The organism is Streptococcus sp. SK643, assembly GCF_000259505.1.
Lineage (GTDB): Bacteria > Bacillota > Bacilli > Lactobacillales > Streptococcaceae > Streptococcus.
Genome location: NZ_AJMM01000007.1, coordinates 1 through 5,362 on the forward strand (window position 1 = coordinate 1; position 5,362 = coordinate 5,362).

At 36.7% G+C, this 5,362-nt stretch carries 10 protein-coding genes; all 10 read left to right on the plus strand.

What is annotated here, in order from left to right; genetic code table 11:
* Nucleotides 1–175 precede the first annotated feature (175 nt).
* The 10 genes from HMPREF1117_RS04585 to HMPREF1117_RS12050 all read left to right on the plus strand — a co-directional run bounded on the left by HMPREF1117_RS04585 (nucleotide 176) and on the right by HMPREF1117_RS12050 (nucleotide 5,321).
* Nucleotides 176–388 carry a hypothetical protein gene (locus HMPREF1117_RS04585; RefSeq protein ID WP_000655663.1) on the plus strand — a complete coding sequence of 71 codons (213 nt, stop codon included), beginning with the start codon at nucleotides 176–178 and terminating at the stop codon, nucleotides 386–388.
* Between the two features lie 132 nt (nucleotides 389–520).
* Nucleotides 521–1,333, plus strand: coding sequence for an HNH endonuclease (locus tag HMPREF1117_RS11885; RefSeq protein WP_000340316.1), 813 nt, complete (start codon nucleotides 521–523; stop codon nucleotides 1,331–1,333).
* Between the two features lie 19 nt (nucleotides 1,334–1,352).
* Nucleotides 1,353–1,805, plus strand: coding sequence for a YrhA family protein (locus HMPREF1117_RS04595; protein WP_000266952.1), 453 nt, complete (start codon nucleotides 1,353–1,355; stop codon nucleotides 1,803–1,805).
* A 141-nt stretch (nucleotides 1,806–1,946) separates the two neighbouring features.
* The gene (locus tag HMPREF1117_RS04600; RefSeq protein WP_000509400.1) at nucleotides 1,947–2,516 is read left to right on the plus strand and encodes a polymorphic toxin type 15 domain-containing protein; all 570 of its coding nucleotides are present in this window, start codon (nucleotides 1,947–1,949) and stop codon (nucleotides 2,514–2,516) included.
* A gap of 88 nt (nucleotides 2,517–2,604) precedes the next feature.
* Nucleotides 2,605–3,144, plus strand: coding sequence for a T6SS immunity protein Tdi1 domain-containing protein (locus HMPREF1117_RS04605; protein ID WP_000883195.1), 540 nt, complete (start codon nucleotides 2,605–2,607; stop codon nucleotides 3,142–3,144).
* 168 nt (nucleotides 3,145–3,312) lie between these two features.
* Nucleotides 3,313–3,639 carry a hypothetical protein gene (locus HMPREF1117_RS0102010; protein ID WP_025171573.1) on the plus strand — a complete coding sequence of 109 codons (327 nt, stop codon included), beginning with the start codon at nucleotides 3,313–3,315 and terminating at the stop codon, nucleotides 3,637–3,639.
* 32 nt (nucleotides 3,640–3,671) lie between these two features.
* A complete protein-coding gene (locus HMPREF1117_RS04610) occupies nucleotides 3,672–3,938 on the plus strand; it encodes a hypothetical protein (protein WP_000204306.1) in 267 nt (88 codons plus the stop codon).
* Nucleotides 3,939–4,576: 638 nt separating this feature from the next.
* Nucleotides 4,577–5,005 (plus strand): hypothetical protein, encoded by a 429-nt coding sequence (locus tag HMPREF1117_RS04620; protein WP_000442270.1) that lies wholly within the window; start codon nucleotides 4,577–4,579, stop codon nucleotides 5,003–5,005.
* A 45-nt stretch (nucleotides 5,006–5,050) separates the two neighbouring features.
* Complete coding sequence (locus tag HMPREF1117_RS11890) at nucleotides 5,051–5,203, plus strand: hypothetical protein (protein ID WP_007556519.1); 153 nt, start codon at nucleotides 5,051–5,053, stop codon at nucleotides 5,201–5,203.
* Nucleotides 5,190–5,321 carry a hypothetical protein gene (locus HMPREF1117_RS12050; protein ID WP_007556520.1) on the plus strand — a complete coding sequence of 44 codons (132 nt, stop codon included), beginning with the start codon at nucleotides 5,190–5,192 and terminating at the stop codon, nucleotides 5,319–5,321. Before HMPREF1117_RS11890 ends, HMPREF1117_RS12050 begins: the two co-directional genes overlap by 14 nt.
* Nucleotides 5,322–5,362: the final 41 nt, after the last annotated feature.

The following is a 5,362-nucleotide window of genomic DNA, read 5'->3' on the forward strand; positions in this document are numbered from 1 at the left end:
AGTAATGAAGAAAATAGGGGAATTTATTACTATGATGATACATATGAATTTGAATCATCTACTGATGATGTGAATGCTTATTTTTTGGCAAACTCATTTAGTGAGTTTTTAAGTATGGTAGAAAATTAGTGAATAGGTCGTTGATGGAACACGGAATCTACCACTTCCTCAAGGGATGAAAGATACACTCCTATTTGCGGAAGGTTTTATTGGTGTAGCTGGAAGTATGATTTCAGAGACTGCCATCGGAGCTGTAGATTTGACACAGCTTATTGGTATTACCAGTATTTATGGCGTCAATCGCCTGACAAGTGGTCGAACTCCAGAGTGGATGAAGCGGGACTTACAAGTAACGGTAGATAACCTGTCTAGCCTTGCGGAGTTATGAGTAGGAACTTACACTGCTCTGACGGATCCAGGAGCGGCTCAGCATGGCCAGGATCCCAATGCCAGCTATGCGGATAAGGCAGCTTATCGTGCTCAAGAGACCGGAAAAGCCCTCTGGGATAAGGTCACCCATATGGATGCCTATGATGCAGGAGGCTTGACCTTTGAGATTGCGAGTCTTTTTGTCGGTCCAGCAGCTGTAGGTAAGATGGCGAAGGGTACGAAACTAGGAGCCAAGGCAGCTGAGATGATTAGCTTAGCCAAAAACAGTACCAAAGCAAGAATTCTCGCAAATGTCGAAAAATGGGGTTCAAAGGTTGACAGGATTCTTGCGAATGGCGATGATGTCATCAAGCGTTTCACCAAAAATCTACTGAAGAAAGAGCTTCCTTTCTCAATAGGAAGCGAAGTTTTAGCTGGTGTAGGTATAGTAGGTCATCAGCCAACAGTCGGTGAGGTCATTCAGTATTTTAAGGATAAAGCTCGGGATGTTTATTCAAAACTTTCGAGCTCCAGAGGAGGATTTTCTTGGACTCTACGTGGAGAAAATGATGAGATACCCATTATTTCCTTGAAAGAAATCGAGTATGCTAAAAGAGCTAGAGAAGAATATCAAAAATTAAGAAGAGAATTTGACTTAACTGTTCGAAAAGAATTTTTAAAGGATATTTCCAAAGATAATGATAAATTACGAGAGTTGGGAATCAGTGAGTCCGATATACAAAAATTAGCAGATGGTTTAGTTACTAAAGGTTACCAAGTTCATCATCAGTTACCATTAGATGATAGTGGAACAAATAGTTTTGAGAATCTTGTCTTAATAAAGAATGATCCTTATCATAAAGTGGTAACTAATTATCAACGGCATATTGTTAAAGGTATGGAAGTTGGAGACTCTAAATTAGTTGATTGGCCATTCTTTACAGCTAATATTTATCCAAATTAGAATAGAGGAGATATAAAAAATGTGGATGAATTTTATTTCAAAAATTTCAGAAATTGAAGAAAAGTATGGAGATTCTGTTAATAGTGGAGTTCCAAATACTGTTTTTTCAGCTCTTATGAAGAAACATAACGTTTGGCCGAATAATGAAGTAATGGGAGATTATAAAAGATTTCTTTCTCAAGTAAATGGAATTGATTTTAATGGTTTCATTTTGTATGGTATTTCTCAAAAAACAAACCCAGATATTATAGATGAAGATGTCTATGATATATTTGAAATGAATATTATTTGGCATGAGGAATCTAGTAACAACAGCTATTTCTTTTTAGGTGAGAGTGGTATGAGTTGGTATGTCTATGATACTTTTGATAGAGTGTATAAGGAGTTAGATTTACCTTCAGGAGATCTAGTTAACAAGTATAGTACTTTAGACGACTTATTGGAGTCTGTTTTAAAAACAGCATTGAATTAGCATTAGTAGTTAACTCTAGAAAAATGGGGTTCAAAGGTTGACAATATCCTAGCGAAGAGCAATAATGTCATTGGGAAATTTGGGGAGAAATTATTAGACACCCGAATCCCAGTCGGCATTCGTAAAGAGGCACTTGCCTTTGTGGGTGGGCCTGCCTTCAGCGTTGAGAGTAAGACTCTGCGTGAGGTTAGACAGTTCTTTAGTAAACATACGGATGATGTAGTGCGAGGAGTAGGCGGTTCTGGAGAAGTAGCAAACAGGGGAGAAGATTTATTACAATCAACTAAAGAGATTCAAAGAATTGAGGAGATTAACGTAGTATTTAAACGTAATCCGAAACATGATGAAGCCGAGTTTATTCGTCAATTGAAAGGACAAGAAGAAGGTTTAAACAAATTAACTGTAAAAGAGTATTTTGAAAATAGGAAAGAATACATCAAAAACGGACGTTCATCGGAAGCTAAAGCTGCTCAAAAAGCTGCCAGAGAAAATGCTCTAGCAGATAAATACAATGAGATGTTGCTACAAGGGAATTCTCGTTCAGAAGCTAAGCGCATTGCTGAGGACTGGATAAAAACACAAGCTGCTTTGCATGATCCAGATATGATAGCCGGCGGTTATGCTACTAAAATAACAGGTATGGGAGATACTCGTATTAATTCTTCTCTAGGATCTCAATGGCGTTCAAGAATAAGCGAAATGGATCAGTAAATACGTAAAGCAACTGAACATCTTTTAAAAGATGATTTGGATAAAACAAGGCTAAATATTAAATTGGAATATATACAGAGGTGATATTATGTTAGATGATTTTATAAAAGTTATGGCGATGCCTCAGGATGTAGTTGAAAAATACCGTACTATGGTACCAGATGAATTGATTCAAATTTGGCAAAATCAAGGTATAGGAACTTTTTTAGGAGGATATTTAAAAATTATTAATCCTGAGGAATATAGAGATTTGTTGGATTCAACATACTTCCGTGGGGACTTAGCAGTTCCAATATTTGTGACAGCATTCGGTGATATTATAACATTTGAAGAAAATAGATATTTAAGGCTTGTAAAGTACAAAGATGGAGTATTTGAAATCATTTTGGAAAACTTTCTATTTTTCTTGAAATTCTTGAAGGATGAAGATTTTCAGAAGGATTATTTTGAAATTGATTTATATAAAAGTGCATTGAAACAATACGGAGACTTAGATTATGATTATTGCTTTGGATTTTTCCCATTGCTTGGTTTAGGTGGAAAGAAGACTGTGGAAAATATAGATAAGGTAAAAATAAAAGAGCATATTTATATTATTTCGGAGCTTGCTGGAAATATTGGGATGTGATAGAACCTTTATCGGAGGAACTCTTTATCGTTCTGATTTCCGTATGTCATTTGTCAATAAAATTGATGAATTAAAAAGGATTGCTCGAATGAGATTGTCTCCTGGTGGGGAGATGTTGTTGAGGGCACAGGGAATCTGCCTATTCCACAGGACTTGAAAGATTCTCTCTTGTTTGCGGAAGGTTTTATTGGTGCAGCTGGAAGTGGTATTTCTGCGACAGCTATCGGTGCGGTCGATTTAGGCCAATTGGTTGGCATCAGTGCTATAGCTGATTTTAATGTGCTTACTGGTCAGAAGACCCCCGAATGGAAAAATACTCGAATGTATGAAGTAGAGATTCGAATTTCTAAAGGAGAAACACTGAGTATTGGAAAAGTCGTGCCGCAGAAGATTTCTTCATCAGGGACTGTGCTGAAAGGTGGTGCTGACCAAATATTATTACCACAAGACTTGCCATTAGAATGGATTACGGACTTTAGAATAGTTCCTAATTGATGGAGTATCAATAATTGAAGGAGAAAAGAGATATGACAAGTAGTTTAAAGCAAATTGCTGAAAAAATTGTTTTTATTATTGAAGAAGAGTACCCCAAACAAAAAAGTGTTACAGGCTCAATTCAAAGTATTTATCAATTAGCAAATGCAATTATAGAAAGTGGAGAAGTAGCAAAAAACATAAATCTTAAAAGTCTAGTTAGAATGTTTGCAGATGAGACAACGCATTATCAAAGTGAGATCATTTACTTACTTCAAGATTTAGATAAGGAATTGAAAAAGAATGAACATAAAAGATAGTTTAAAACATTTTTCAACGAATCGAACAGAAGAGAATAGGTCGAAACTTCTTTCAGATATGGAGAAATGGATGCTGTTCGTCCATATAAGATGGGTAGATAAGCAGACGTTCCGCATTCTCCATATTTAAGATGGAACAGAAATTTTTTATCTGCCGATTTTAACGAGTTAAGAAGAGCAACTGCCGCCTATAAGTGATAATAATTCAATTCGTTTGCAATCTGTTAACCTATCTGATTGTATACAGTTACTTCAGTCTAATCATCAAATAGCTGGAATTGTTCTAAACCCTATGTCTGATAATGTAGTCCGTCCATCAGCTTTATTCCACGGACAGAATACGACGGAAAAGCAAGTATCATTTGGGATTTCAAGTAAAGATTATTCCTGGCTGACAACTCCTTTAATTTTATTCTTACAACAGAATACGGATGTTCGGACGGTCTATCTATTGATGGTTGTTAGAGGGAATCAACCAGTAGCAACGCTCGTTAAGTTCTCTCTAAAAAAGGAATATCTATTCCGATTGGAAATGAGTAAGGAGCGTATGAGTGGTGGCGTCCAGGAGGGCGCACTTACCCAGGAGATATGTCAGAAGGAGTCATGAAAGATAGCAGTATAAAGGAAGGAGATGTCACATGGAACGCAGTAAATTAACATGGGAAGAAGTTATCAAGTTTGAGGAAATAAAAGGCTACGGTCAACAGATTTGGAGGCATAATGGCCAGTATTATCTTGTCGCAGATGAAGGAGGTATTGCGGAACAACGAGTGGTGTATGAGTTGCCTCTAGAGCTGTTTCAGTTGCTTGATAGTGGGACAAAAACTATGGTTGATATTCATTATAAGCTACAAAATGATGAATGGCCTTCAACCGAAGAAGAAAGAAAGGCTAGTGAAAAAAAATGGATTGAGGAGGGACTTACCCCTCTTATAGCTAATCCTAAAAGTAGAGAATACTTTACTCAAGAAGAACTCGAAAAATTAATCCCTCTAGCAGAACAAATATGGATTGATTGGAAGGGTAAACTCCCAGATAACTACGTGTCACCGCTAGATAAAGATTAACCATTTCGCTTTTGATAACCTCTAGATCATTAGGAGGATACTAAGATGGGGATTACCAATATTACATGGGAAGACGTTATCAGGTTTGAGGAAGTCGCAGGGTATGGTCAGCATATCTGGAAATACGGCGAACAATATTATCTTGTCGTGGATGAAGGAGGTATTGCGGAACAACGAGTGGTGTATGAATTGCACTAGAGTTGTTTCAAAAGGTGAAATTGCAAAAGTTTTTGGAGCTGGTGGTGGAACGCAGATTAAACTTGGAATATCTGTTAGCTGGTACGAAAAAATGGAACTATTAAAGGAAATAAAATAAATGGATAAATTGATGCATGAAAAAAATAATTCAACAGAAAG

Excerpts from the sequence above, each read along its gene's own strand:
- HMPREF1117_RS04605 (WP_000883195.1), top strand. The coding sequence starts at position 2,605 with ATGTTAGATGATTTTATAAAAGTTATGGCGATGCCTCAGGATGTAGTT.
- HMPREF1117_RS04585 (WP_000655663.1), top strand. The coding sequence starts at position 176 with ATGAAAGATACACTCCTATTTGCGGAAGGTTTTATTGGTGTAGCTGGA.
- HMPREF1117_RS04620 (WP_000442270.1), top strand. The coding sequence starts at position 4,577 with ATGGAACGCAGTAAATTAACATGGGAAGAAGTTATCAAGTTTGAGGAA.
- HMPREF1117_RS04595 (WP_000266952.1), top strand. The coding sequence starts at position 1,353 with ATGTGGATGAATTTTATTTCAAAAATTTCAGAAATTGAAGAAAAGTAT.
- HMPREF1117_RS11885 (WP_000340316.1), top strand. The coding sequence starts at position 521 with ATGGATGCCTATGATGCAGGAGGCTTGACCTTTGAGATTGCGAGTCTT.
- HMPREF1117_RS04610 (WP_000204306.1), top strand. The coding sequence starts at position 3,672 with ATGACAAGTAGTTTAAAGCAAATTGCTGAAAAAATTGTTTTTATTATT.
- HMPREF1117_RS12050 (WP_007556520.1), top strand. The coding sequence starts at position 5,190 with ATGAATTGCACTAGAGTTGTTTCAAAAGGTGAAATTGCAAAAGTTTTT.
- HMPREF1117_RS11890 (WP_007556519.1), top strand. The coding sequence starts at position 5,051 with ATGGGGATTACCAATATTACATGGGAAGACGTTATCAGGTTTGAGGAA.